Below are 22,395 nucleotides of genomic sequence, written 5' to 3' on the forward strand. Positions count from 1 at the left end.
GATGACCCAGGCCCCCTCCGCCCTCGATCTCGCGCAGGCGCTGATCCGCTGCGCCTCCGTGACTCCGGAGGATGCCGGGGCCCTGGGCGTCGTCGCGGACGCCTTGAGCGCGGCGGGGTTCGTGGTGGAGCGGCCGGTCTTCTCCGAGGCCGGCTATCCCGATACGCCGAACCTGTTCGCCCGGCTCGGGCGCGAGGGGCCGTGCCTCGTCTTCGCCGGGCATACCGACGTGGTGCCGACGGGCGAGACCGCCGAGTGGCGGCACGATCCGTTCTCGGCCACGATCGAGGGCGGGATGCTCTACGGCCGCGGCGCGGCCGACATGAAAGGCGGCGTCGCCTGCATGATGGCCGCCGCGCTCGCCTTCGTTGAGCGCCGGGGCGGCAAGGTCCCCGGCTCCATCGCTTTCCTCATCACGGGTGACGAGGAGGGGCCGGCGGTCAACGGCACGGTGAAGCTGCTCGATTGGGCGCGCCAGCGCGGCGAGCGGTTCGACCATTGCCTGCTCGGCGAGCCGACCAATCCGGGGACGCTCGGTGAGATGATCAAGATCGGCCGCCGCGGTTCGCTCACGGGCAAGCTCACGGTGCTCGGGCGCCAGGGCCACGTCGCCTATCCGCACAAGGCGGAGAATCCGATTCCCGGCCTCCTCCGGCTCACGACGGCGCTGATCGCCGAACCGCTCGATGGCGGGAGCGCGCATTTCGACGCCTCGAACCTGGAATTCACGACCATCGACGTGGGCAACACGGCGACCAACGTCATCCCCGCCACGGCGCGGGCGACCTTCAACATCCGCTTCAACGACGATTGGACCGCCGATACCCTGGGCGCCGAAATCCGCCGCCGTCTGGATAAGGCCGCCGGAAACTCGGTGCGTTACCTGCTCGACCTCCAGCCCTCGAACTCCCCCGCCTTCCTGACCCAGCCGGATTCGTTCGTGACGCTCGTCTCGGAGGCGATCCAAGCCGAGACCGGGCTGACCCCCGTGCTCTCGACTACGGGCGGCACCTCGGATGCGCGCTTCATCAAGGATGTGTGCCCGGTGATCGAGTTCGGCCTCGTGGGCGAGACGATGCATCAGGTCGATGAAGGCGTCGCGGTCGCCGATATCGAACGGCTGACCGCGATCTACCAGCGGGTTCTCGACACGTATTTCGCGTGAGATCACGCCAGATTCTTACGCTGCCTTCGCCATCGCGGCGACGCCGTTCAGACCTGAACTCGCGTTCATGACGGCCGGTCCGCAGGCTGGACCTGGCCCTGCTGCCTGTCGCGCGTCAGGACCACTTTTGCCTGAGCCATGCGAAGTAGGCATCGGAGATTCCGGTCGACGTCTGTCTGAAAGTGCCGGTGAAGCGACGACTCTTCCGGCCCAGACGATCGCCGACTGCGATATAGATCTGTCGGAGACGCTGGACGTGGGGATCGTCGAGCCGCAATTCGATACTGCGCCGAATGACGGCTGCGGCCGCTGCCTTGTCCAAGCCCTGGTAGGGGATGAGGCCCGTACCCAGGATGACGCGGCCAACCTCAAGTAGCAGCGCCACGCTCTCCTCCTCGTCATCGGTCGCGAGCCGCTCGAGATCGAACAGCGTCCGCACTCCAAGCGGCCACATCCTGACGATCTTGTCTCTGCCCACCGCGCAGCACAGCTGAGACTGCGCTACCCAGTCCATGATCTGATAAACCCCATACGGCGTTTCCACGAACAACATCAGCGGGTTGGCGGCTGCCAGATTTTGAGTGTTATGAATATGATGGTCTTCGAGGCGTGCTCGGATGTCGCTATCTATACCGTCGATGATTTCGACCGGCGTAATTTTGAAAGCCTGGAAGACGTCAACCTCTTCTTGTTTGAAATTTCTGAGATGGTCGCGCTGTATGACCCATCTCAGGGCCACATCCGGAAGAAGTCCTATAACGAAACAAGCTGTAATTAAGATGCCCAGTGTAAACGGCGAATCGTGAGACGCAACGCCAAAGAGGGAGTTCAGTGCTTGACTTCCCATGTTCACGAGTATGATCGTGACGATCGGCGCGAGAGCAATGCTCAGCAAGATCTTCGTCGTCTCGGATACGATGGCTACCGGACTCAAGTCGAAGTTTCGAATAGCGCGTAACAGATTGCGCAGCGCTGTGATGTAACTGCCTGCGAATGCGGCGCACATGCCGAGCAGCCAAAGTTCTGCACGATCACCCGGCTTCGGGTACGAGACGTCCGGCCAAACCAATTGCCCTGGAAGAGTGGTATGCGACGACAGGAGATATTGTATCATCGTAAGAGAATAATACGTCGAGAAGCCGACGAGCACACTGAAAGGAATGCAGCCGAGAAGCCACGAAATGGCGGAGAAGTCTTTTCTCTCGCGGTTCAGATCGATCTGATCTGCTCGGCGAGCGGCTTCACTGCGACCAATCTCAGGATCTTGTCCTCGTCTCAGTCCGACAAAATACTTGTATTTCACAAATTCGAACGACGGTATCAGATGCACGCCGCCGTCTTGTCCAGTATCAAATACGTTGGCAAGATCTGTTATGATTTCCTGACGTTGTTTCTTTACTGACTCGCGTAATGTAATGAAGAACCCAGGGGACAAGACCGACAATGCGGTACAGAGATATACCGCAATCGCAAATGGTAATTCCATCTCCGCCCCCTAAGCAGCACGCTCGGTCCTGCTTCGGCACAAAAGTGGCAACCGCGAAGCGATTTCTAAACCTCAGGTTTATTAAGGCTCTGATAACGGGCGAAACTCAGTAATCTACCCCCACGAAGGTCAGTCCGCAGGCCGGCGCCAGGGGGCCGCAGCGGGTCTTGTCTCCGGTGGCGAGGATGTCGGCGACGTCGTCGGCCGAAAGGCGGCGGCAGCCGGCCAGCATCAGCGTACCGACCATGGCCCGCACCTGATGGTGCAGGAAGGAGCGGGCACAGGTCTCGATCACGATCTCGCCGTGCTGGCCCATCCACTGGCGGGTCACGTCGAGCTTTTCGAGCGTCCGCACCGGGCTCTTCGCTTGGCACTCGGCGGCGCGGAACGCGGTGAAGTCGTGCCGTCCGGTCAGGCGCTGGGCCGCGATGTGCATCAGTTCCGCATCGAGCGCCCAGGGAACCTGCCAGACATGGGCGCGGGTGAGGGCGGCGGGGCTGCGACGGTTGAGGATGCGGTAGCGGTAGTGACGCCGGATCGCCGAATGGCGCGCGTCGAACGTCTCGGGCACGAGCTCGGCGGCGACAACCGCCACCGGCTGCGGCCGCAGATGCGCGTTCAGGGCATCGCGGACGGTATCCGTGCGCCACGCCTTGGCGAGATCGACATGCGCGACCTGATGGGTCGCGTGAACGCCCGCATCCGTGCGTCCGGCGCAGACGAGGCGGGCCTGCTCGCCGGAAAAGCGCATGACCGCCGCCTCGATGGCGCCCTGTACGGTCGGATCGTCCGTCTGCCGCTGCCAGCCGCAGAAGGGAGCGCCGTCGTATTCGATGACGAGCTTGTAGCGGGGCATCAGCCGAGGCGCGCGCCCGCCGCGAGACGTGCGCCGCGAACGAACTCCGCCCCCGTCGCGCTGCCACCCTTGCCCGCACGGCGCAATTCGAGAAGGCGCACGGCCCCCGTACCGCAGGCGACCGTCGCCTCGCCGTCGAGAAGCGTGCCCGGCTCGCCCGAGCCTTCGGCGGGGAGGGCGCGCAGGACCTTGACCCGCTCCGGCCCCTTGCCGAGATCGGTCTCGAAGAAAGCGCCGGGGAAGGGCGACAATCCGTTGATGTGGCGCGCGACCGTCTGCGCCTCGCCGGACCAGTCGATCCGGGCTTCCTCGTTGGTGATCTTGTGGGCGTAGAGCACACCCTCGTCCGGCTGGGGGTGGAAGGTGAGATCGCCCGTGTCGAGGGCCTTCAGCGCGTCGGACATCAGCCCTGCACCCACCGGCATCAGGGCGTCGTGCAGCTCGCCGGCAGTCATGCCCGGCAGGATCGGCACACGCGCCTCAAGGGCGACGGGACCGGTATCGAGCCCGGCTTCCATCCGCATCACCCCGACGCCGCTCTCGGCGTCGCCCGCCATCACCGCCCGCTGGATCGGCGCGGCGCCGCGCCAGCGCGGTAACAGCGAGCCGTGCAGGTTCAAGCAGCCATGCCGGGGAAGGTCGAGGATCGCTTGCGGCAGCAGCATTCCATAGGCCACGACCACAGCCACGTCGGCCCCGTGGGCGGCGAAGGTCTCGGCGGCCTCGGGCGTGCGCAGGGTCGCGGGCGTCAGCACCGGCACGCCGAGCGTGTCGGCGAGCGCGTGGACGGGGGAGGGGCGCAAGGTCATGCCACGTCCCGCCCGCGCAGGCGCACGTGTGTAGACGGCGGCGATGGCGTGCCTGTCCTCGGCCAGACGTGCCAGGGTCGGCACCGCGAAATCCGGGGTGCCCATGAAGACGACGCGCATGGTGGGATCAGGCCGCGTCGCGCTTGGCCGCCTTGGTGAACTTCTTCATCACCCGGTCGCGCTTCAGCTTGGATAGGTGATCGATGAACAGCACACCGTTCAGGTGATCGATCTCGTGCTGGATGCAGGTCGAGAGCAGGCCATCGGCCTCGATTTCCTGCTCCTTGCCGTCGAGGTCGCGAAACTTCACGCGCACCCGGTCCGGCCGCTCGACCTCGGCGTAATATTCGGGAATCGAGAGGCAGCCCTCGTCGTAGCAGCGCCGCTCCTCGGAGGACCACACGATCTCCGGATTGATGAACACGCGCGGCTCGCGCACGCCCTCTTCCTTCGACGTGTCGATGGTGACGATGCGCTTGGCGACGCCGATCTGGATTGCCGCAAGGCCGACCCCGGGGGCGTCGTACATCGTCTCGAACATGTCGGCGACGAGAGTTTTGATCTCGGCGGTGATGTCACCCACCGGCTCGGAGACGAGCTTCAACTGCTGATCGGGCAAGATCACGAGGGGGCGAATGGTCATGGCGTCTACCGGGAGAGGCGCTGGTCGCGCCTAATTCTACCCTGGCAATATGGTGGCGGGTCGGGGTGGTCAAATGCGGGTTCAGAACGCCGTCCGGCTGCGGATGGCCGCCGTGAGGGTGCCCTCGTCGAGGTAATCCAGTTCGCCGCCCACCGGCACGCCGTGGGCGAGACGCGTGACCTTGCGCTCAAGGTGCCGGATCGCCTCGGTGATGTAATGGGCTGTGGTCTGCCCATCGACGGTGGCGTTGAGCGCCAAAATCACCTCTGTCACGGCCGGGTCGGCCGCTCGCTCCACGAGGCTGGCAATGTTGAGATGCTCGGGCCGCACCCCATCGAGGGCCGAAAGCACGCCGCCCAGCACATGGTAGCGCGCCCGCACCGCCCCCGAGCGTTCGAGCGCCCAGAGGTCGGAGACATCTTCCACCACCACCAGCGTGGTCGGGTCGCGCCCAGGATCGCGACAGACGGTGCAGGGCTCGCACGTATCGACGTTGCCGCAATTCGAACAGACGACGATGCGCTCGGAGGCGACCCGCATGGCCTCGGCCAACGGCGCGAGCAGCGTGTCGCGCTTCTTGATGAGTTGGAGCGCGGCCCGGCGGGCGGAACGGGGGCCCAGACCCGGCATCCGGCCCAGCAACTGGATCAGGCGTTCGATCTCCGGGCCGGCGACGGCTTGAGGCATCGGGTCTCGTGGGTCTCGCGCGGCTCGGGCCTCCGTCTAGAACGCCCACGCCCTCAGGGGAAGACGGTGTGCACCGTGACGCAGGTGCGGCAATATCCAGCGCGCCGCTATAGGTTTCGTAGATTTTGTAATGGTGTTGGCAGCGCTTCCGACATTCAGGTTACTGACGGGTTGCTATGCTCATGTCCATGACCTGTGGGCCTTATTCGTATAAATGGCCCCCGGAAGACGCGGCGAGACTCCGACGAAAGGTCATATTGACGGCAACGCTTCGCTGTTTACCCAGCGGGGGAGCCAGTCGGCGGCGGAGCCGCACGCTTTCGCGGTCGCGCCACGCCCAGGTGCCCGGGAGATTCGCACTTGAACAACATCGGTGATTTCAACGCGGCCCACGGCGCCGAAGCAGCGGGCTTCCGCGAGCTCAAGACCGTCCATTGGAATTTCGAAGCGCCCCGCCTCTACGAGGAGGCGCTGACCCGCAACGAAGGGAAGCTCGCCCGCGGCGGCGCCCTCGTCGCCACCACCGGTTCGCATACGGGCCGGTCGCCCAAGGACAAGTTCGTGGTGCGGGACGCCTCCACCGAGAACGAGATCTGGTGGGACAATAACGGCGCCATCACGCCCGATCAGTTCGAGACCCTGCGCCAGGACTTCCTGAAGCACGCCGAGGGCAAGGAACTGTTCGCGCAGGACCTCTTCGGCGGTGCGGATCCGTCCCACCGGGTGAAGGCGCGGGTCTTCACCGAGTTCGCGTGGCACTCGCTGTTCATCCGCAACCTGCTGATCCGCCCGGACCGCTCCGAGCTCGCCTCCTACGTGCCCGATCTCACGATCATCGATCTGCCGAGCTTCCAGGCTGATCCGGCCCGTCACGGCTGCCGCTCGAAGACCGTCATCGCCATCGACTTCGCCAAGAAGCTCGTGCTGATCGGCGGCTCGGCCTACGCGGGCGAGATGAAGAAGTCGGTCTTCACCTACCTCAACTACATGCTGCCGAAGCAGGGCGTGATGCCGATGCACTGCTCGGCCAACGCGGCCCTCGACGCCGAGGGCGGCTCGGCGATCTTCTTCGGCCTCTCGGGCACCGGCAAGACCACCCTGTCGAACGATTCCTCCCGCCAGCTCCTCGGTGACGACGAGCACGGCTGGTCGAACGAGGGCATCTTCAACTTCGAGGGCGGCTGCTACGCCAAGACCATCCGCCTTTCGCGCAACGCCGAGCCGGAGATCTACGCCACCACCGAGCGCTTCGGCACGGTGATGGAGAACGTGGTCATCGACCCGATGACCCGCGTGCCGGATTTCGACGACGCGTCGCTCACCGAGAACACCCGCTGCGCCTACCCGCTGGACTTCATCGCCAATGCCAGCAGCACCGGCCGGGCCGGGCATCCGAAGAACATCGTGATGCTGACCTGCGACGCCTTCGGCGTGATGCCGCCGATCGCCAAGCTGACCGGCGCCGAGGCGATGTACCACTTCCTTTCGGGCTACACCGCCAAGGTGGCGGGCACCGAACGCGGCCTGACCGGGCCGGAGGCGACCTTCTCGACCTGCTTCGGCGCGCCGTTCATGCCGCGCCATCCGAGCACCTACGGCAACCTGCTGCGTGACCTGATCGCCAAGCACAGCGTCGATTGCTGGCTCGTCAACACCGGTTGGACCGGTGGTGGCGTCGGCACCGGCCGCCGCATGCCGATCCGCGTGACCCGCCGCCTGCTGTCCGCTGCCCTCGACGGCTCGCTCTCGAACGCCGAGTTCCGCCGCGACCCGTATTTCGGCTTCGCGGTGCCGGTCTTCGTTCCGGGCGTCGAGCCGCATATCCTGCAGCCGGTCAAAACCTGGGCAACAAGACCGCCTTCGTCGAGACGGCCGCCCGGCTGGTGAAGATGTTCGAGGACAACTTCAAGCGGTTCGAGGATCACGTCGACTCCGACGTCCGCGCCGCCGGACCGAGCGCCCAGGCCATCGCCGCCTGAGCGGCGGGCCAACGAAGGGCCAAGGTCGAACGACCCGATCTTGGCCCTTCGCTCTCCACGTCATTGCTTCGCTTCGCTCGCAGAGACGTGGAGCGTGCGAACTGCCTCGGTGGCGGCGTCACAGGGCATCGAGCGCCGCCTCCAAATCCGGGATGGCGACCGAGAAATCGCGTCGGGCGGCGACGTCTTCCCGCTCGCTCCAGCGACCGAACAGGGCCGAGTAGGGCTGGCCGCAGACGGCTGCGAGATTCCAGAAGAACGGGTCGGTCCAGCCGCTGTCGGGAATGACGGTCAGGATCTTCGCGCCCGGTGGGCAGAAGATCGTGTTGGTCATCGCCGCGCCCGCGAGACCGACCACCACTCGCGCCCTCGCGAACCGTACGATCTGCTGGCGTGGACTGAATTGCTCGGGGTCGATCACCTCGAAGCCGCGTCGCTCCAGGGCCGCGACGACTTCCGGGCGATTGACGAGGGTGCGACCCCGGGACCCCGCGCGATCCACGAACAGGCGTCGGCCGCGCTCGGGTGCCCCCATGGTGCGCAGTGCCGTCTCCACGCGCGCGAGCCACGTCCTGCCCAGAAGGCGCTTCCTCACGGTGGCGACCGCCTGGGGCGACGCGCCGAAGGGCTCCTGGCTGCACGGGGTCGCGAAGTACAAACGTGGCAGGGCATAGACCCGCTTCCGGTCGTAGAACACGGCCCGCCACCGCGTATCGCGACCGAGGGTGAGGGCGATCATCCGCCGCCGCACCTCATTCATCTGCGGATCGTAGCCGGGCAGCAGGATCGTGATCTCGCGTCCCGGATGCAGCCGACGGATCGCGAAGAAGCCTTCGAGCCGGGGTAAATCGTCCACGAGCCAGTGGCCGTAATTGAACGAGCCGACGGAGCCGAGGAGGAAATACACGCCCTCATCGTCGAAGTGCTCGTCCACCCGGTCGTGATCGAGCCCGATCGCCTCGGTCATCCCCGCGTCGCTCAGGCGATGGGTCTCGTAGAGGATCCGGAGGCTGCCACCCTCGCGGTAATGGACCACGTGGCCGCCGAGGCGGACATCGCGCGTCTCGCACAGCAGCGAGGCCGGGAAGCCGCTGCGGTAGGCCTCGTCCAACTCGCCATACCAACGCGCGACGGCCTCGATTCCCGCAGGATTGGGACCAGTGAGCCGGTTCGGAGCGGGACGGCGATAGGCATAGGCCGGGAACAACGTCGTGACGGTACGAGTCCGCTCACAGACCCGCCCGCGCATCGACTCGTAGAGATCATCTGCCCCGGCGAAGGTGATGCCGGCCTGTGGCACCGCCTCGGCACAGGAGAAGACGAGGCAATCGGGATCGATCCCCGCGGGCATCAGGGCGCTCGCTGCCGCAACCTGGCGACCCATGCGGCGCGCCGGGCCCGGGCTAGAAGGGCAGCTTCATGCCGGGCGGCAGGGGCAGGCCCTTGGTGAGTTCGGCCATACGCTCCTGCATGACGTGCTCGGCCTTGCCGCGTGCATCGTTGCAGGCGGCGACGATCAGGTCTTCCAGGATCTCGCGCTCGTCGGCGACCATCAGGGCGGGGTCGATGTTGATCCGGCGGAGCTGGCCCTTTGCCGTCATGCTCACGCGCACGGAGCCGCCGCCGGAGGCGCCCTCAACCTCGACGGTGTCGAGTTCGGCCTGCACCTCCGCCATCTTCTCCTGCATGGCCTGGGCCTGCTTCATGATGCCCATCAGGTCGCGCATGCTTGGCTCCTCATCGTCTCATTTCGGTCGCGGGATGACGTGTCACAGGTCGTCGCCTTCCGCCTCCTCGACGCGGGCGGCGTCGAGATCGCCGAGGATTTCCTCTTCGGCGGTGGCGCGCGCCTCTGACGCCGTTTCGCGAACATCCACGATCTCGGCACCCGGAAAGCGGGTCAGGGCCTCGCGGACGAACGGATCGGCGGCAGCGTTCTCGCGCCGGGTCTCGCTCGCCATGCGGCTGTTCTCGGCGAGCGTCGGCGCGCCATCCTCCTGCGAGAGGGACACGATCCAGCGGCGGCCCGTCCAGGAGGTCAGCGCGGCCGACAGATCATTGGCGAGGCTCGGGCGTCCGCCCGTCGCGAGGCGGATATCGATCCGGCCTTCCTCGAACCGCACCAGATGGACATCGCGTTCGAGGGCCGCCTTGAGCAGGATATCCCGGCGCGCATCGGCCAGGGCGACCACATCCTCGAAGCGCGCGAGCCTCGGCCCGGCCTCGGGGACAGGGCTGAGCGCCGGAGCGGGGGCTGGCACCGCCCGCAGAACCGGCGCGCTCCCGGCCTGGGCGGAGGCCTGCATTCGAACGGGCGCGGGGACGACCTGTTCCAGCACGGGTCGCGGCGTCGCCATCGCGGCGACCGGTGCGGGCGGTGTCGGCGGCAGGGCCTGACGCGGCTCCGCCCCCGCCTCGGCGGCGGCGTCCTCGCGCAGGCGGCGCAGGGCCTCGTCAGGCGTCGGCAGGTCGGCGGCATAGGCGAGGCGCACGATCGCCATCTCGGCGGCTGCCAGCGGCCGGGGAGCCGATTGCACCTCGGGGATCGCCTTAAGCAGAATTTGCCACGCCCGCGACAGCGCCCGCATGGACAGCTTGCCCGCGAAATCCGTGCCGCGCAGGCGCTCCGTCTCGCTGAGCGACGGGTCTGCCGCCGCGTCGGGGACGATCTTCAATCGGGTGACGAGATGAGTGAAGGCGGCAAGGTCCGACATGACCACCGCCGGGTCGGCGCCGGAATCGTATTGCGCCCGCAACTCCGCGAAGGCGGCTGGCACGGCGCCGCGCATCACGGCTTCGAACAGGTCCACGATCCGCGCGCGGTCGGCAAGGCCGAGCATGTCGCGCACACCCTGCGCCGAGACTGCGCCCGCCCCATGGGCAATGGCCTGATCGAGGAGAGAGAGCGAGTCGCGCACGGACCCTTCCGCCGCGCGCACGATGGCCGCCAACGCCTCTTCTTCGACGGTCACGCCTTCGGCGGTGCAGATCTTGGCGAGATGGGCGCGCAGCACGGGCGCCTCGACCCGGCGCAGATCGAACCTCTGGCACCGCGACAGGATCGTTACCGGGACCTTGCGGATCTCGGTGGTGGCGAACACGAACTTCGCGTGGGGCGGCGGCTCTTCCAGGGTCTTCAGGAAGGCGTTGAACGCCTTCTCCGACAGCATGTGGACCTCGTCTACGATGTAGACCTTGTAGCGCGCCGAGACCGGCCCATAGCGAATGCCGTCGATGATGGCTCGCACATCGTCGATGCCGGTATGCGAGGCGGCGTCCATCTCCAGCACGTCCATGTGCCGGGATTCCATGATCGCCGCGCAGTGGAGGCCGAGTTCCGGCATGTCGACGGTCGGGCCGGTGTCGGGAACGCCGGCCCGGGCATAGTTGAGGCCGCGGGCGAGGATGCGGGCCGTGGTGGTCTTGCCGACGCCGCGCACGCCGGTCAGCATCCAGGCTTGGGGAATACGCTGGGCCGCGAAGGCGTTGCCCAGCGTGCGGACCATCGCCTCCTGGCCGATCAAGTCGCCGAAATGCGTGGGCCGGTATTTGCGCGCCAGGACCCGGTAGGGGGTCGGCTGCAATGTCGGGGCGGCGAAACCGGGAAGCCCCGGCTCGTCGTCAGGCGTGCCGGTCGAAGCGTCCATGACGTGTCGGGTTCGGGACTCGCGCCCTCATGAGAGGTGGGAGGCTGGACAGAGACCCGCTCGGTCTCGTTAGGGCTGCTTCCTTCCGGACCTGACCCGGTTGGCGAGTGAAACGTCCCCCGCCAACCCCCCGTCGGCTATATGGCCGTCTCGCCGGGGGAACGCAAGCCGCCCGTGCCGCTCTCCGCTCAGAACGCGTTGCGGTAGGCGCGACGAGAAATCACGGTGAGGATCATGATCTGAATGTCGAGCCAGATCGACCAATGGTCGATGTAGAACAGGTCGTGCTCCACGCGGCCGGCCATCGCCTGGTCGGTCTGGGTCTCGCCCCGGAAGCCGTTCACCTGCGCCCAGCCGGTAATGCCCGGCTTTACGTTGTGGCGGCGGGCGTAAAGGGCGATCCGCCCCTCGAAGCTGCGGTCGTGCGCCAGCGCATGGGGGCGCGGGCCGACGAGAGACATGTCGCCGAGGATGACGTTGAAGAGCTGGGGCAGCTCGTCGAGGTTCGACCGCCGCAGCAGCGCGCCGATACGGGTGATGCGGCTGTCGTTGCGCGTCGCCTGCTTGAACACTGAAGAGTGGTCCGCTTTCATGGAGCGGAACTTAAAGACGTCGAAGGGTTGTTGATTGAAACCGTAGCGACGCTGGCGGAAGAAGACCGGGCCGGGACTGTCGAGTTTGATCGCCACGGCGATCAGGGCCAACAGCGGCAACAGCGCGAAGAGCGCCAGCAGCGCCACCACGACATCGAAGCAGCGCTTCACCACGATCTCGCCGAGATTCAGCGGACGACGGCCAATATTGATGCCGGAGACCTTGCCGACGCGCGCGACCTGCATGTCGGGAAAACGGTCGAGGACCGTGCCGGGGCGCAGGTGCAGGGCGGCGGGTACGCGGAGGAAGGCGTCGATGCAGCGCTCCACCTCGGCGGCGTCGGCCCAGGGCACGAGGACGAACACATCGTCCGGCCGCAGGAATCGCACGACGGAGACGGCGAGGTCGAGGTCTTCCTGAAGCTGTTCGTAGCGCGTGGCGGCGTCGGCCTGGGGGTCGGTGCGGCGCAGGTAGCTGGTGCCGACGACGCGAAGACCCGGCCCGTCCGTCTGGTTGCTGGCGTAGAAGGCCTGGATGTCCTCGTCGTAGCCGACGAGATGCACGCGGCTGACCGTTGGCGAGGCCGGGCTCAAGCTGCGGCCGATCAGTCGACTCATCGTCAGGCGGCTGGCGAACAAGGTCGGCAGACCGACGAAGAAGACGACAAGGGAGACGAGACGGGAATAGTCCGTCGTCGTCTTGGTGAGGAAGCCGATGACCAGCACGACCGCCCAGGCCACGAACCACAGCGACACGACCCGCCTGAGCCCCGCGCGACCTTCGACGATCCGGTCGAGCGCGTATTCCCCACGCAGGGCATTGGTGGTGACGATGATGAGGCTGAGGAGCGCCGAGAGCTGAAGGCCGCGCGTTTCGGTCGGCCATGCGTCGTCATGGGCGAAGAGCACCCGATAGCCGACCTCGCTCGCCAGCGTCACGCCCGCGATGGCCGCGAAATCCGCCATCGCTGCCGCAACCGACAGCATGACCCGCATGAAGCCGCGACCGCGCTGTGGCAGCACCCCCGCCCACACACGGCGGCGGCGGGTCGTGCCGCTCAGCGTGATCGGCTCGTACGATTGTGGGACCCGCTCCTGAAGCATTGGTCTGCCTGTGCCGTACCAATCGGTATCTGTGCCGTTTTGAAACGAACGCGGTTTCGTACGCGGCTCTCACCGGGATCGTGAGCAAGCCTCGAGCCCGTCGCCTCGACACATCCCCCCAAGGCCCGGTGGGAGGGGTCATTGTCTCATCGCATCACGGCGCGGCCGCGGCGTTCCGCACTCGAGCTGATCTTACGTTAGGCTTGTCCGTGAAGAATCCGGGAGCAGTAACCGCAGAATCTGCGCGCCGCAACTCCGTGGAATACTTAAAGTGATTCGTGCGGGGCTGCCGAGGAAAGTCGCCGAGGCTCATATTCAGCGCGTGGTCCGCAGCCCGGCGAAGCAAATGCATTGCGCCCCGCGCAGGGGTGCCAAGAATTTACGTGCTCGAGTTGCCAATATTTCGTTAGATTGTAGGTTTTTGTACGAAGTATGACAGCGGAACGTGATCGACTCTATGGCATTTCTCTGTATCCAGCCGACGAACCGCAGGCGGAGTGGGATGAGCGCCACCGCTGAGTTCGCGTTTTGAATTCAGAATGCGGATTTGGCATTTACTGGGCTTGGTGCTGCCTTGTGAACGAACCGTTAAGCCGCCAGGGCGGATTCAAGGAGTCTGGCGATGGGCACCGTACCGTTGGCAGAAAAGTTAACAAATTTTAACTTTTCGAAACCTACGAACATATGTGTGTCCGGCGCGCCAGATCTATTTCTTGAACTTTCTCATTGAGAGTTCACCTGAATAAGAGAGCTGAAGATCTTTCGCGGTTGCGAAAACTTGCAAGATACAACCTGTAAAAAGGGCGGTTTGAGTGACATAAAAACGGTCATAATCGCCCCCTAAACCTGAGGGTGTATCGCAAGACTTGCAGGATCGAGCGAATTGGATCTAGTGATTGATAGCGGTGTAGTGACACACCGAGCCGGGAAGTCCGAAAGCTGCTCCCGGTAAGCACACGAAGACGGGGTTTGGGTCAGTGGAAAACGGCGAACACAACACGATGGACCTTTCAATAAAGGTCGCCCGTCCGATGGCGAAGGATGCGACGCCGCCCCTGATGCCGAAGCAGACGACCGATGTGGATCGGTTGGTCGGCCTGCGGATCACGGCGCTGCGTAAGGCGCGCGGCCTGAGCCAGACGGCCCTGGGCAATGCCGTCGGCGTGACGTTCCAGCAGGTGCAGAAGTACGAGAAGGGTCAGAACCGCGTCGGCGCCGGCCGTCTGCGTGAGATCGCCCGGCTGTTGGAAGTGCCGGTTTCCGCCTTCTTCGATGACAACACGACCTCCGACGGTCCGCAGGAGGATGTCTTCAGCTTCCTCAACGCCCAGGGCTCGGTGGAATTGCTGCGCGCCTATACGCAGATCGTCGACGACCAGATGCGCCGGGATGTCCTGGCCCTGGTCCGCAGTGCCGCCCGTCTCGCGCATCTCCGCGCCAATGGAAACGCGGGCGAGACTATCCCCCAGGCGTAACGACCCGACCCCTTCCCCTTGAAGTCATCGTCACTCGCCGGCCGCGATCAGATGGAAGAAACTTCCACTGACGTGGCCGAGCCGGTGCCCCATGAAACCGAGATCGGTTCCCTCGGCATCGGCGATACGGGCAAGTGCGCTGGCTTCGTCCGGCGCCTCCGAAGTGACGCTGGCATAATGGAACTCGTGCCCGATCAGGCAGGCGCCGCGGCGTCCCAGCGTTCCATCCTCGGCCAACCGCGCCACGCGATAGCCGAGATGCAATTTCCGGCGACGGTAGGACGTCGCCACCGGCAATAATCCCAGCATCGGATGGATGGCCCCCTCGGCATCCTCCAGGCTCTCACCCAGCACCATGTAGCCACCGCATTCGCCATGAACCGGGCGGGTGCGTGCGAAGGCACGGGTGCCTTCCAAAAAGTGCTGTGCGGCGGCGATCCGGCCCGCATGGAGTTCCGGATAGCCTCCCGGTAGCCAGCAACAATCGCACGCCTCGGGTGGCGCCTCGTCGGCCAGGGGCGAGAACGGCACGAGTTCGGCCCCCGCCTCCCGCCAACCCCGCTCCATATGCGGATAGAGGAAGCTGAACGCTTCGTCCTGAGCGATGGCGATGCGCTGCCCTGGCGGCGGCACGATGGATCGCTCCGCTCCCGCCGGAACCGAACCGCCTGCGGCCTCCATGAGCGCAGTGAGGTCCAAACCGGCCTCGGCCATGTCGGCAAGCTTCTCCAATCGGGCCGCGAGATCGGCAGTCTCGCCGGCCTGGACAAGGCCGAGATGGCGCTCTGGCAGCACCAGTCCCGCCTCCCGTGGGAAAGCGCCGAACACCCTTAAGCCCGCCTTCTCCATCCCCGCCTCGACCAGGCGGCGGTGACGGGGGCTCGCGACCTTGTTGAGGATCACCCCGGCAATGGTCACGCGCGGATCGTAGACGCGGCAGCCGAGTGCGACGGCGGCAGCCGATTGGGCCGCGCCCGAAACGTCGATCACCAGAACGACCGGCCAGCCGTAACGTGCGGCGATGTCGGCATTGGCGCCGGACCGGCTCTCGGCGGCGCGAACCCCGTCGAACAGACCCATCGATCCCTCTGCGAGGACGAGATCGGCCTGCGCCGCCGAGGCGCTCGCCAAGCCATCGAGCAGCGCGGGGGGCATGGCGAAGCTGTCGAGGTTGAAGCTCGGCTCACCCGTGGCCGCCCAGTGGAAGGCCGGATCGATGTAATCGGGCCCGCATTTCGCGCCCCGGATGCGCAACCCCAGGCGACGGAGGGCGCGCATCAGCGCCAATGTGACGGTCGTCTTGCCTGACCCCGAGCGCGGCGCGGCGACGAGAAGGCCTCGCGCACTCATGGTGATTTGCCCCCGACGGCGCCGTTCGGCCGGAATCGGCGATCGTAATCGGCGGCGTAAAGAGCGCTTTCCCGGAATTCGCGGGCGTCCAGAGCAGGTCCCACAAAAATAATTGCGGTCCGCTCTAGGGTTGCAGCATGCACAAGTTGTGGGATCGTCGCCAGCGAGCCGCGGATGACGGCCTCGTCCGGCCACGTCGCCCGAAAGACGACGGCGACGGGACAATCGGCGCCGTAATGGGGCACGAGTTCCTGCGCCACCGAATCGATGACATGGATCGACAGGTGGATCGCGAGTGTCGCGCCCGTGGCGGCGAAGGCGGCCAGCCTCTCGCGCTCGGGCATGGCGCTGGCGCGACCGGAGGTCCGGGTCAGCACCACGGATTGCGCGAGGCCCGGCACAGTCAGTTCCCGCTCAAGAACCGAGGCCGCCGCCGCGAAGGAGGGCACGCCGGGGGTGAGAGTGTAGGGAATGCCGAGCCGATCGAGGCGGCGCAGCTGCTCGGCCAGGGCGGACCAGATCGAAAGGTCGCCTGAATGCAGCCGCGCCACGTCCAGTCCTTGCGCGTGGGCGGCCTCGATCTCGGCCATGATGGCGTCGAGGGAAAGAGGCGCCGTATCGACGATCCGTGCGCCCGGCGGACACCAGGTCAGAATCTCGGGGGCGACGAGGGAGCCGGCATAGAGGCAGATCGGGCAGGCGGCGATACGGTCGCGGCCACGCACGGTGATCAGGTCGGCTGCGCCCGGCCCCGCGCCGATGAAATGGACGGTCATCCTTCAGCCCTCTGGCGGGTTTCGCGACGGAAGGCCAGTGCGCAGGTGACGCTGCCGCTGGCGATCCGGGGCAGCGCGAGGTGCGCGCCAGGCCCTGCCGCCGCCAGGGCCGCCGCCTCGCAGAGCGAGCCGACCCCCCATAAGGCTTCGATCCGCGCCGACCGGGTCTCGACGGCGGCATCGCAGGCTGTCAGCGCATCGCGGGCGACGCCCATCGGCGCGAGGCCGAAATGTTTCGCCGCCTCCCGGATCGCTCGATCCCCCGCCCGGTCGAGGGCGGTGGCGATGGCTGCTAGATGCTCCGGCTCTGCCCCGGCCGCTTCCAGCGCGCGCGTGATCAAAGCCGTGATCTCGGCTGCTTCGGCGTTACGACGGAAGCCGATTCCGGCAACGATCGGGCGAGCCACGCTCACGGCTTGGTCCAGGCCCATTGGGTCACGGGCATCGCCATGCGCCAGCCCTGAAGCCCGCCGACCGGCGTCGCACGCCCCACGGTGAAGCGCCGGAGGCTGCCGCCCCGTTCGGCATAGGCCGCGAGCAGGGCGGCCTCGCCCTCCAGCGTTACCGCATTGGCGACGAAGCGTCCGCCCGGCCGCAGGGCCCCGGCGGCGAAGTCGATCAGCCCGGGTTCGGACACGCCGCCACCGATGAAGACCGCATCCGGCGGCGGTAGCCCATTCAGAGCCTCCGGAGCGCGGCCGAGCACGACCGACAGGCCGGGCACGCCGAGCGACAGGGCGTTGCGGCGGATCCGCTCCGCCCGTTCGGGTTTGGCCTCGATGGCTGTGGCCCTCAGCGAGGGCGCCCGCAACATCCACTCGATCGACACCGAGCCAGCACCCGCACCGATATCCCACAAAAGCCGCCCCGGCTGCGGCCGAAGGGCGGAGAGGGTCAGCGCGCGGATCTCGGATTTGGTGAGTTGGCCGTCATTCTCGAACAGAGCGTCGTCCAGGCCGGGCGTGAGCGGCAGACCCTCGGCCTCGCCCGTGACCTCGATGGCCACAGTGTTCAGGGCATCGATTCCATCCCACTCGAAGGCCTCGGCGCGGGCGCTGCGGATCCGCTCGCGCGGGCCGCCCATCGCTTCCAGCACCGTGATGTGGCTTGCCCCGAAGCCGCGTCCGGTCAGGAGCGCGGCGAGCGCGGCGGCGGTGTGTCCGTCCCACGAGAGGACGAGCAGGCGCGCGCCCGGCCGCAGATGCGGGATGATCCGCTCCGAGGCCCGCCCATGCAGGGTCACGAGATCGCATTCCGCCAGAGGCCAGCCCAGGCGGGCGCAGGCGAGGCTGAATGCCGACGGCTGGGGGAAGGCCGCGATCTCGTCCGCCGGGACAAGCCGGGCGATCTCGGCGCCGATGCCGTAATGGAAGGGATCACCGGTGGCGAGAATACAGGTCGCCTGCCCCCGCCGGGCGAGAATGCCAGGATAGGCTTCGTGGATCGGGCTCGGCCAGGAGCGCCTCTCGGCCGTGAGTGGCCCGGCCAATTCGAAATGGCGGCGCCCGCCATAGACGACCTCCGCCGCGTCGAGGGCGGCGGTGGCGGCGGGCGAGAGACCCGCGCGCCCATCCTCGCCGATCCCGACGATGGTCAGCCAACGGCGGCTCGACATCGGCTCACCGGGCGGGGACAAGGCGGCCATGCCCGATTCCGCGACGCGACTTCTGATCCTCGGCGGCACCACGGAGGCGACCGCCCTCGCCAAGGCGCTCGCGACCGAGCCCGCCTATGAGACGACCCTTTCGCTGGCCGGGCGCACCCGCACGCCGATGGCCGCGGCCGTGCCGGTGCGGGTCGGTGGCTTCGGCGGCGCAGAGGGGCTCGCCCGCTTCCTGGCTGAGGAGCGAATCGCGGCGTTCATCGACGCCACCCATCCCTTCGCCGCGCGGATCTCCGCCAACGCGGCCGAGGCGGCGCGGATCGCCGGACTTCCATTGCTCGCGATCCGTCGCCCAGCCTGGGAGGCGGGGGAGGGCGATCACTGGATCGAGGTCGAGGACATGGCGGCAGCGGCGCGGGCGCTCGGGCCCGTGCCGCGCCATGTCTTCCTCACCATCGGTCGGCAGGAGGTGGCGGCCTTCGCGGACGCGCCACACCACACCTATGTCGTGCGCAGCATCGAACCGATCGGCGATACGCTGCCGGTGCCGAGGCTCACCACCATCGCCGCGCGCGGCCCGTTCGATGCGCAGGCGGAAGCGGCCCTGATGCGCGAGGCGGGTATCGAGGTGGTCGTCAGCAAGAATGCCGGGGGCGCGGCGACCTATGGGAAGGTCATCGCGGCCCGCAGCCTCGGCCTCCCCATGGTGATGGTCCGCCGTCCGCTGAAGCCCGATGTGCCGAGCGTGCCCGACGCGGCGAGGGCGCTCACATGGTTGCGGGCGGGTGGTCACGCGGCACCCGGCACGCTGCGCAGGGTGTAGACGAACGGGGCCTTGCCCTCGCGCGGGATCAGCCGCGTCCCGGTGGCGCCGAGGATCACGATCGTCGCCATGTCGGCCTGCGAGGCTTCGGCTTCCGACAGGGTCGTCACGCGGATCGCCTCGTCCGGTCGGCTGATGGCGCGGGCGAACATCACCGGGGTCTCGGGCGCCCGGATGCTGGCGGCGAGGTCGAGCGCCGCCCCGAGTTGCCAGGGCCGGGCCTTGGAGATCGGGTTGTAGAGCGACACCACGAAATCCGCCCGCAGCACGGCTTCGAGCCGCGCGGTCACGACCGGCCAGGGTTTGAGGTTGTCGGACAGCGACATCGCGCAGAAATCCCCGCCGAGCGGTGCGCCGAGCCGGGCCGCCGCCGCGAGCATGGCGGTGATGCCTGGTTCGACGGTGATGGCGAGGTCGCGCCAGTCGGGCTCGCCCTGCTCCACCGCCTCGAACACCGCCGCCGCCATGGCGAAGACGCCGGGATCTCCCCCAGAGACCACCGCGACATGCCGACCGGAGGCCGCGAGCGCCAGAGCATGGCGGGCGCGGTCGACCTCCACCCGATTGTCGCTGGCGTGGCGAACCAGACCCTCGCGCTCCGGGACGCGGGCGACATAGGGAAAATAGCCGATCAGATCCGTCGCCCTGTCGAGGGCGCGGCGGGCGGACTCGGTCAGCAGGGACGGATCGCCCGGCCCGAGCCCGACCACCGTGACGCTGCCACTCACGGGCGTCGGCCTTCGCCTGGAACGAGGACCATGGAGAAATACGGCGCGTCGTCGTCCGCCTTGACTTCGAGCGGGATGACCCGCTCGCCCGGCATGGTCCCGCGCTCGACATAGACCGCGCGGGACAGGAGCCCCGCCTCGGTCAGCGCCTTGCGCACCTTCGGCAAGTGTCGCCCGAGCTTCATCACCACGGCGGCGTCGGTGCCGCGCAGGCGCTCGACCAGCGTGTCGAAGGACAGGGTCGCCGGGAGCACGGTGAGGACGTCGTCGCCCCAGGTGATCGGCGTGCCCGCTCGCGTCCAGCAGCCGGACATGCCCGTGACGCCGGGAACGACATCCACGGGAAAGCGATCTTTCAGGCGCCGCCACAGGTGCATGAACGACCCGTAGAAGAAGGGATCGCCTTCGGACAGGATCGCCACGTCCCGGCCCGCACCGAGATGGGCGGCGAGCTTGTCCGATGCCTCGTCGTAGAAGGCGGCCAGCGCGGACACGTAGTCCGGGTGCTCCGGGTGAAGCTCGGTCGTGTAGGGATAGGCGAGCGCCATTTCCCGCGACGGGTCTCGCAGGATCGCGTCGGCGATGCCGCGCGCGTTGCCGCGCTTACCCTGCTTGCAGAAATGCACGAGGACCGGCGCCCGCTCCAGGATGCGCCGCGCCTTCACGGTCAGCAGGTCGGGATCACCCGGCCCCATGCCGACGCCATAGAGCGTGCCCGTCGTCGCCATGCGCGGCAGGTCTTCCGTCTCGCCCTCGAAGGGCACGAGCCCGTCCATCACTCGACCTCGCTGGCGAGCGCGTTGACGGCTGCCGCCGTCATGGCGCTGCCGCCCCGACGCCCGTGGACGACGACGAACGGCACCCGTCCGTCCCGCGCCAGGGCCTCCTTCGATTCCGCCGCACCCACGAACCCGACAGGGATGCCGATGATCGCGGCCGGGGGCGCGACACCCTCGTCCAGCAGTTCGAGCAGGCGGAACAGCGAGGTCGGCGCGTTGCCGACCGCCACCACGCTGCCCGGCAGGATCTCACGCCACAATTCCATCGCCGCCGCCGAGCGGGTGGTGCCGAGCCGCTGCGCCATGTCCGGCACGCGGGGATCGCGCAGGGTGCAGATCACCTTGTTGTCAGCCGGCAACCGGGCGCGGGTGACGCCATCGGCTACCATGTGCACGTCGCAGAGGATGGGCGCGCCGCCCGCGAGCGCGGCGACGCCCGCTTCCGCGAAATCGTCCGACATCTCCACGTCCTTGGGCAGATCGGTCATGCCGCAGGCATGGATCATGCGCACGACGCAGCGTTCGGCTGCGCCGCTCCAGCGGGCGAGATCGGCCTCGGCGCGGATGATGGCGAAGGATTTCGCGTAGATCGCGCCGCCATCGCGGACATAGTCGTAACGCGACGCGTCTGGCTGCACGGCGTTCGGGCTCGCGCTCATGCGGGTCTCCGGTTCCTCCCGATATCGATGGAAGCCGGCGCGAAGGCGGCGGCAAGCCCGACACTTGCCGCCCTTCCTAAACGCTCTATCGCCGCCTCGATAGGGATCTGAAGGGACAGTGTGTCGCTCGGATTTCCACCGATGACGACGCCGTACTGGCCCTCGCGTCCCACGAGGGTCAGGTCGGCCGGGCCGGGCTTGGCACAGCCCTTGGTACAGCCGGAGACATGCGCCACGAGGCCCCGCGCCGCCAGCGGCCGGAAGGCGTCCGCCACGCTCGCGGCATCCCGAAGCGTCGGCGTCGAGCCCGAGGCGCAGGCGGGCGCGCCCGTGCAGGTGGCCACCGCCCGGCGGGGATCGTCCGCCGTGGTGATGAAATCGGCGGCGATATCGGCGAGGCGGACCCGCTCCGGGTGGGATGGCAGCAGGACGATGCCGCGGGTGGGCGACAGGCGGAATTCCGGCGCGCCGATGGTTTCCGCGACGGCGATCAGCCGCTCAAACGCCTCGACGGTGCAGCGGCCGAAGGGCGCGTCGAGGGCGAAGATGGGCTGACCCCCGTGGCTCGACAGGCCCGGCACCACATTCGCGGACGGCCCGCCGCCCTGGATTGCTTCGCTCTGCTGGCAATGACGGGGAATGGTGAGGGTATCGGGAGGGACCTCCCGCATCCGCCGCTTGCCCGTCGCCGCGAAGGCGGTGAGCAGGGCGCCGATGGCGGAAGGGGTGTCCGTCGAACTGCACGCCCAGACGGACGTCCCGGCGACGATGGCCACGCGATCCGCCGCCAGCGACAGAACGGACAAATCCGCCTCGTCCATCCGCAGGCCCACGGCCACGAGGGTCTTCGCTGGCAGGCCGGGAACGCCGCGCCCCATATCCTCAATGGCACGCGCGAGAGCGGGGATGTCGAGGGGCTCACGCCCGGCCAGCGGGCTCGTCAGGGTCAGGCGCTGCGGGCCGCCATCCGTACGGGTGTCGCCGAGGCCGACCGCACCGAGAAGGGCGGTCAAGGGCGCCGTCGTCGCCTCGCTGACACCGCGGATCTGAAGGTTTGCCCGCGCGGTCAGGTCGAGATGACCGTTGCCGTAGCGGCGGGCGCCCTCCGCCACCGCCCTGGCCTGGGCGAGCGTCAGGATGCCCAGCGGAGGGTGGATGCGCGCGAGCAGCCCGTCGCCGGTCGGCATGGGCCGTCCGAGACCGGGGCACCAGCCCCGGCGGGCGCTATCGGGG

Annotated in this window: 20 protein-coding genes, 1 other RNA gene and 1 pseudogene; 4 read left to right on the forward strand and 18 right to left on the reverse strand. The window is 67.4% G+C overall.

Features of this window, described 5'->3' with window-relative positions; translation table 11 throughout:
- Position 1 precedes the first annotated feature (1 nt).
- Entirely contained in the window at positions 2–1,165 is a 1,164-nt protein-coding gene (dapE, locus tag J4O73_RS04490) for a succinyl-diaminopimelate desuccinylase (RefSeq protein WP_426215012.1), read from the forward strand.
- Between the two features lie 115 nt (positions 1,166–1,280).
- Here dapE and J4O73_RS04495 read toward each other — a convergent pair whose 3' ends face one another.
- From J4O73_RS04495 to recR, 5 genes are all read right to left on the reverse strand, one after another.
- Positions 1,281–2,651 carry a hypothetical protein gene (locus tag J4O73_RS04495; RefSeq protein WP_426215014.1) on the reverse strand — a complete coding sequence of 457 codons (1,371 nt, stop codon included), beginning with the start codon at positions 2,649–2,651 and terminating at the stop codon, positions 1,281–1,283.
- A 106-nt stretch (positions 2,652–2,757) separates the two neighbouring features.
- Entirely contained in the window at positions 2,758–3,507 is a 750-nt protein-coding gene (truA, locus tag J4O73_RS04500) for a tRNA pseudouridine(38-40) synthase TruA (protein ID WP_426215016.1), read from the reverse strand.
- Positions 3,507–4,436: a methionyl-tRNA formyltransferase gene (gene fmt / locus J4O73_RS04505; protein ID WP_426215018.1), complete on the reverse strand. Its 930-nt coding sequence runs from the start codon at positions 4,434–4,436 to the stop codon at positions 3,507–3,509. The genes truA and fmt overlap by 1 nt, the downstream gene beginning before the upstream one ends.
- A 7-nt stretch (positions 4,437–4,443) precedes the next feature.
- A complete protein-coding gene (gene def, locus J4O73_RS04510) occupies positions 4,444–4,959 on the reverse strand; it encodes a peptide deformylase (RefSeq protein WP_426215020.1) in 516 nt (171 codons plus the stop codon).
- 81 nt (positions 4,960–5,040) lie between these two features.
- Entirely contained in the window at positions 5,041–5,646 is a 606-nt protein-coding gene (recR, locus tag J4O73_RS04515; protein WP_426215022.1) for a recombination mediator RecR, read from the reverse strand.
- Between the two features lie 360 nt (positions 5,647–6,006).
- On the opposite strand from recR, the pseudogene J4O73_RS04520 reads away from it, so the two are divergent.
- Positions 6,007–7,625 (forward strand): annotated as a pseudogene (locus J4O73_RS04520) (phosphoenolpyruvate carboxykinase).
- Positions 7,626–7,743: 118 nt separating this feature from the next.
- Here the strand turns inward: J4O73_RS04520 and J4O73_RS04525 are convergent.
- From J4O73_RS04525 to J4O73_RS04545, 5 genes are all read right to left on the reverse strand, one after another.
- Positions 7,744–9,009: a glycosyltransferase family 61 protein gene (locus tag J4O73_RS04525; protein WP_426215024.1), complete on the reverse strand. Its 1,266-nt coding sequence runs from the start codon at positions 9,007–9,009 to the stop codon at positions 7,744–7,746.
- Between the two features lie 19 nt (positions 9,010–9,028).
- Positions 9,029–9,352 carry a YbaB/EbfC family nucleoid-associated protein gene (locus J4O73_RS04530; RefSeq protein ID WP_426215026.1) on the reverse strand — a complete coding sequence of 108 codons (324 nt, stop codon included), beginning with the start codon at positions 9,350–9,352 and terminating at the stop codon, positions 9,029–9,031.
- Positions 9,353–9,394: 42 nt separating this feature from the next.
- Positions 9,395–11,272, reverse strand: a complete 1,878-nt coding sequence (locus J4O73_RS04535) for a DNA polymerase III subunit gamma/tau (RefSeq protein ID WP_426215028.1) — start codon at positions 11,270–11,272, stop codon at positions 9,395–9,397.
- A 34-nt stretch (positions 11,273–11,306) separates the two neighbouring features.
- An RNA gene (gene ffs, locus J4O73_RS04540) (signal recognition particle sRNA small type) lies at positions 11,307–11,405 on the reverse strand.
- A 55-nt stretch (positions 11,406–11,460) separates the two neighbouring features.
- The gene (locus J4O73_RS04545; protein ID WP_426215030.1) at positions 11,461–12,969 is read right to left on the reverse strand and encodes an undecaprenyl-phosphate glucose phosphotransferase; all 1,509 of its coding nucleotides are present in this window, start codon (positions 12,967–12,969) and stop codon (positions 11,461–11,463) included.
- 1,055 nt (positions 12,970–14,024) lie between these two features.
- Between J4O73_RS04545 and J4O73_RS04550 the strand changes: the two genes are divergently transcribed.
- A complete protein-coding gene (locus J4O73_RS04550; protein WP_426215971.1) occupies positions 14,025–14,444 on the forward strand; it encodes a helix-turn-helix domain-containing protein in 420 nt (139 codons plus the stop codon).
- Between the two features lie 30 nt (positions 14,445–14,474).
- Here the strand turns inward: J4O73_RS04550 and J4O73_RS04555 are convergent, their stop codons facing one another.
- Genes J4O73_RS04555 through cbiE form a run of 4 tightly spaced genes read right to left on the reverse strand, consistent with a single transcriptional unit; the run spans position 14,475 to position 18,215 of the window.
- Positions 14,475–15,794 carry a cobyrinate a,c-diamide synthase gene (locus J4O73_RS04555; protein ID WP_426215032.1) on the reverse strand — a complete coding sequence of 440 codons (1,320 nt, stop codon included), beginning with the start codon at positions 15,792–15,794 and terminating at the stop codon, positions 14,475–14,477.
- Entirely contained in the window at positions 15,791–16,570 is a 780-nt protein-coding gene (cobM, locus tag J4O73_RS04560; protein WP_426215034.1) for a precorrin-4 C(11)-methyltransferase, read from the reverse strand. The genes J4O73_RS04555 and cobM overlap by 4 nt, the downstream gene beginning before the upstream one ends.
- Positions 16,567–17,001 carry a cobalamin biosynthesis protein gene (locus J4O73_RS04565; RefSeq protein ID WP_426215036.1) on the reverse strand — a complete coding sequence of 145 codons (435 nt, stop codon included), beginning with the start codon at positions 16,999–17,001 and terminating at the stop codon, positions 16,567–16,569. The genes cobM and J4O73_RS04565 overlap by 4 nt, the downstream gene beginning before the upstream one ends.
- Positions 16,980–18,215 carry a precorrin-6y C5,15-methyltransferase (decarboxylating) subunit CbiE gene (cbiE, locus tag J4O73_RS04570; protein WP_426215038.1) on the reverse strand — a complete coding sequence of 412 codons (1,236 nt, stop codon included), beginning with the start codon at positions 18,213–18,215 and terminating at the stop codon, positions 16,980–16,982. Before cbiE ends, J4O73_RS04565 begins: the two co-directional genes overlap by 22 nt.
- Between cbiE and J4O73_RS04575 the strand changes: the two genes are divergently transcribed.
- Positions 18,214–18,996, forward strand: coding sequence for a cobalt-precorrin-6A reductase (locus J4O73_RS04575; protein ID WP_426215040.1), 783 nt, complete (start codon positions 18,214–18,216; stop codon positions 18,994–18,996). The genes cbiE and J4O73_RS04575 overlap by 2 nt on opposite strands.
- Here the strand turns inward: J4O73_RS04575 and cobJ are convergent.
- Genes cobJ through J4O73_RS04595 form a run of 4 tightly spaced genes read right to left on the reverse strand, consistent with a single transcriptional unit; the run spans position 18,963 to position 22,349 of the window.
- Entirely contained in the window at positions 18,963–19,724 is a 762-nt protein-coding gene (gene cobJ / locus J4O73_RS04580) for a precorrin-3B C(17)-methyltransferase (protein WP_426215042.1), read from the reverse strand. The two genes, J4O73_RS04575 and cobJ, sit on opposite strands and share 34 nt — an antisense overlap.
- Positions 19,721–20,500 (reverse strand): precorrin-2 C(20)-methyltransferase, encoded by a 780-nt coding sequence (locus J4O73_RS04585; protein WP_426215044.1) that lies wholly within the window; start codon positions 20,498–20,500, stop codon positions 19,721–19,723. Before J4O73_RS04585 ends, cobJ begins: the two co-directional genes overlap by 4 nt.
- Positions 20,500–21,162: a precorrin-8X methylmutase gene (locus J4O73_RS04590; RefSeq protein ID WP_426215045.1), complete on the reverse strand. Its 663-nt coding sequence runs from the start codon at positions 21,160–21,162 to the stop codon at positions 20,500–20,502. The genes J4O73_RS04585 and J4O73_RS04590 overlap by 1 nt, the downstream gene beginning before the upstream one ends.
- Positions 21,159–22,349, reverse strand: a complete 1,191-nt coding sequence (locus tag J4O73_RS04595; RefSeq protein WP_426215972.1) for a precorrin-3B synthase — start codon at positions 22,347–22,349, stop codon at positions 21,159–21,161. The genes J4O73_RS04590 and J4O73_RS04595 overlap by 4 nt, the downstream gene beginning before the upstream one ends.
- Positions 22,350–22,395: the final 46 nt, after the last annotated feature.

The organism is Methylobacterium sp. NFXW15 (assembly GCF_049887755.1).
Taxonomy (GTDB): domain Bacteria; phylum Pseudomonadota; class Alphaproteobacteria; order Rhizobiales; family Beijerinckiaceae; genus Methylobacterium.

Bases quoted from the DNA above. Each gene is read 5' to 3' on its own strand.
- dapE (WP_426215012.1), top strand. From the start codon at position 2: ATGACCCAGGCCCCCTCCGCCCTCGATCTCGCGCAGGCGCTGATCCGC.
- J4O73_RS04495 (WP_426215014.1), bottom strand. From the start codon at position 2,651: ATGGAATTACCATTTGCGATTGCGGTATATCTCTGTACCGCATTGTCG.
- truA (WP_426215016.1), bottom strand. From the start codon at position 3,507: ATGCCCCGCTACAAGCTCGTCATCGAATACGACGGCGCTCCCTTCTGC.
- fmt (WP_426215018.1), bottom strand. From the start codon at position 4,436: ATGCGCGTCGTCTTCATGGGCACCCCGGATTTCGCGGTGCCGACCCTG.
- def (WP_426215020.1), bottom strand. From the start codon at position 4,959: ATGACCATTCGCCCCCTCGTGATCTTGCCCGATCAGCAGTTGAAGCTC.
- recR (WP_426215022.1), bottom strand. From the start codon at position 5,646: ATGCCTCAAGCCGTCGCCGGCCCGGAGATCGAACGCCTGATCCAGTTG.
- J4O73_RS04525 (WP_426215024.1), bottom strand. From the start codon at position 9,009: ATGGGTCGCCAGGTTGCGGCAGCGAGCGCCCTGATGCCCGCGGGGATC.
- J4O73_RS04530 (WP_426215026.1), bottom strand. From the start codon at position 9,352: ATGCGCGACCTGATGGGCATCATGAAGCAGGCCCAGGCCATGCAGGAG.
- J4O73_RS04535 (WP_426215028.1), bottom strand. From the start codon at position 11,272: ATGGACGCTTCGACCGGCACGCCTGACGACGAGCCGGGGCTTCCCGGT.
- J4O73_RS04545 (WP_426215030.1), bottom strand. From the start codon at position 12,969: ATGCTTCAGGAGCGGGTCCCACAATCGTACGAGCCGATCACGCTGAGC.
- J4O73_RS04555 (WP_426215032.1), bottom strand. From the start codon at position 15,794: ATGAGTGCGCGAGGCCTTCTCGTCGCCGCGCCGCGCTCGGGGTCAGGC.
- cobM (WP_426215034.1), bottom strand. From the start codon at position 16,570: ATGACCGTCCATTTCATCGGCGCGGGGCCGGGCGCAGCCGACCTGATC.
- J4O73_RS04565 (WP_426215036.1), bottom strand. From the start codon at position 17,001: ATGGGCCTGGACCAAGCCGTGAGCGTGGCTCGCCCGATCGTTGCCGGA.
- J4O73_RS04575 (WP_426215040.1), top strand. From the start codon at position 18,214: ATGCCCGATTCCGCGACGCGACTTCTGATCCTCGGCGGCACCACGGAG.
- cbiE (WP_426215038.1), bottom strand. From the start codon at position 18,215: ATGGCCGCCTTGTCCCCGCCCGGTGAGCCGATGTCGAGCCGCCGTTGG.
- J4O73_RS04585 (WP_426215044.1), bottom strand. From the start codon at position 20,500: ATGGACGGGCTCGTGCCCTTCGAGGGCGAGACGGAAGACCTGCCGCGC.
- J4O73_RS04590 (WP_426215045.1), bottom strand. From the start codon at position 21,162: ATGAGCGCGAGCCCGAACGCCGTGCAGCCAGACGCGTCGCGTTACGAC.
- J4O73_RS04595 (WP_426215972.1), bottom strand. From the start codon at position 22,349: ATGCCGACCGGCGACGGGCTGCTCGCGCGCATCCACCCTCCGCTGGGC.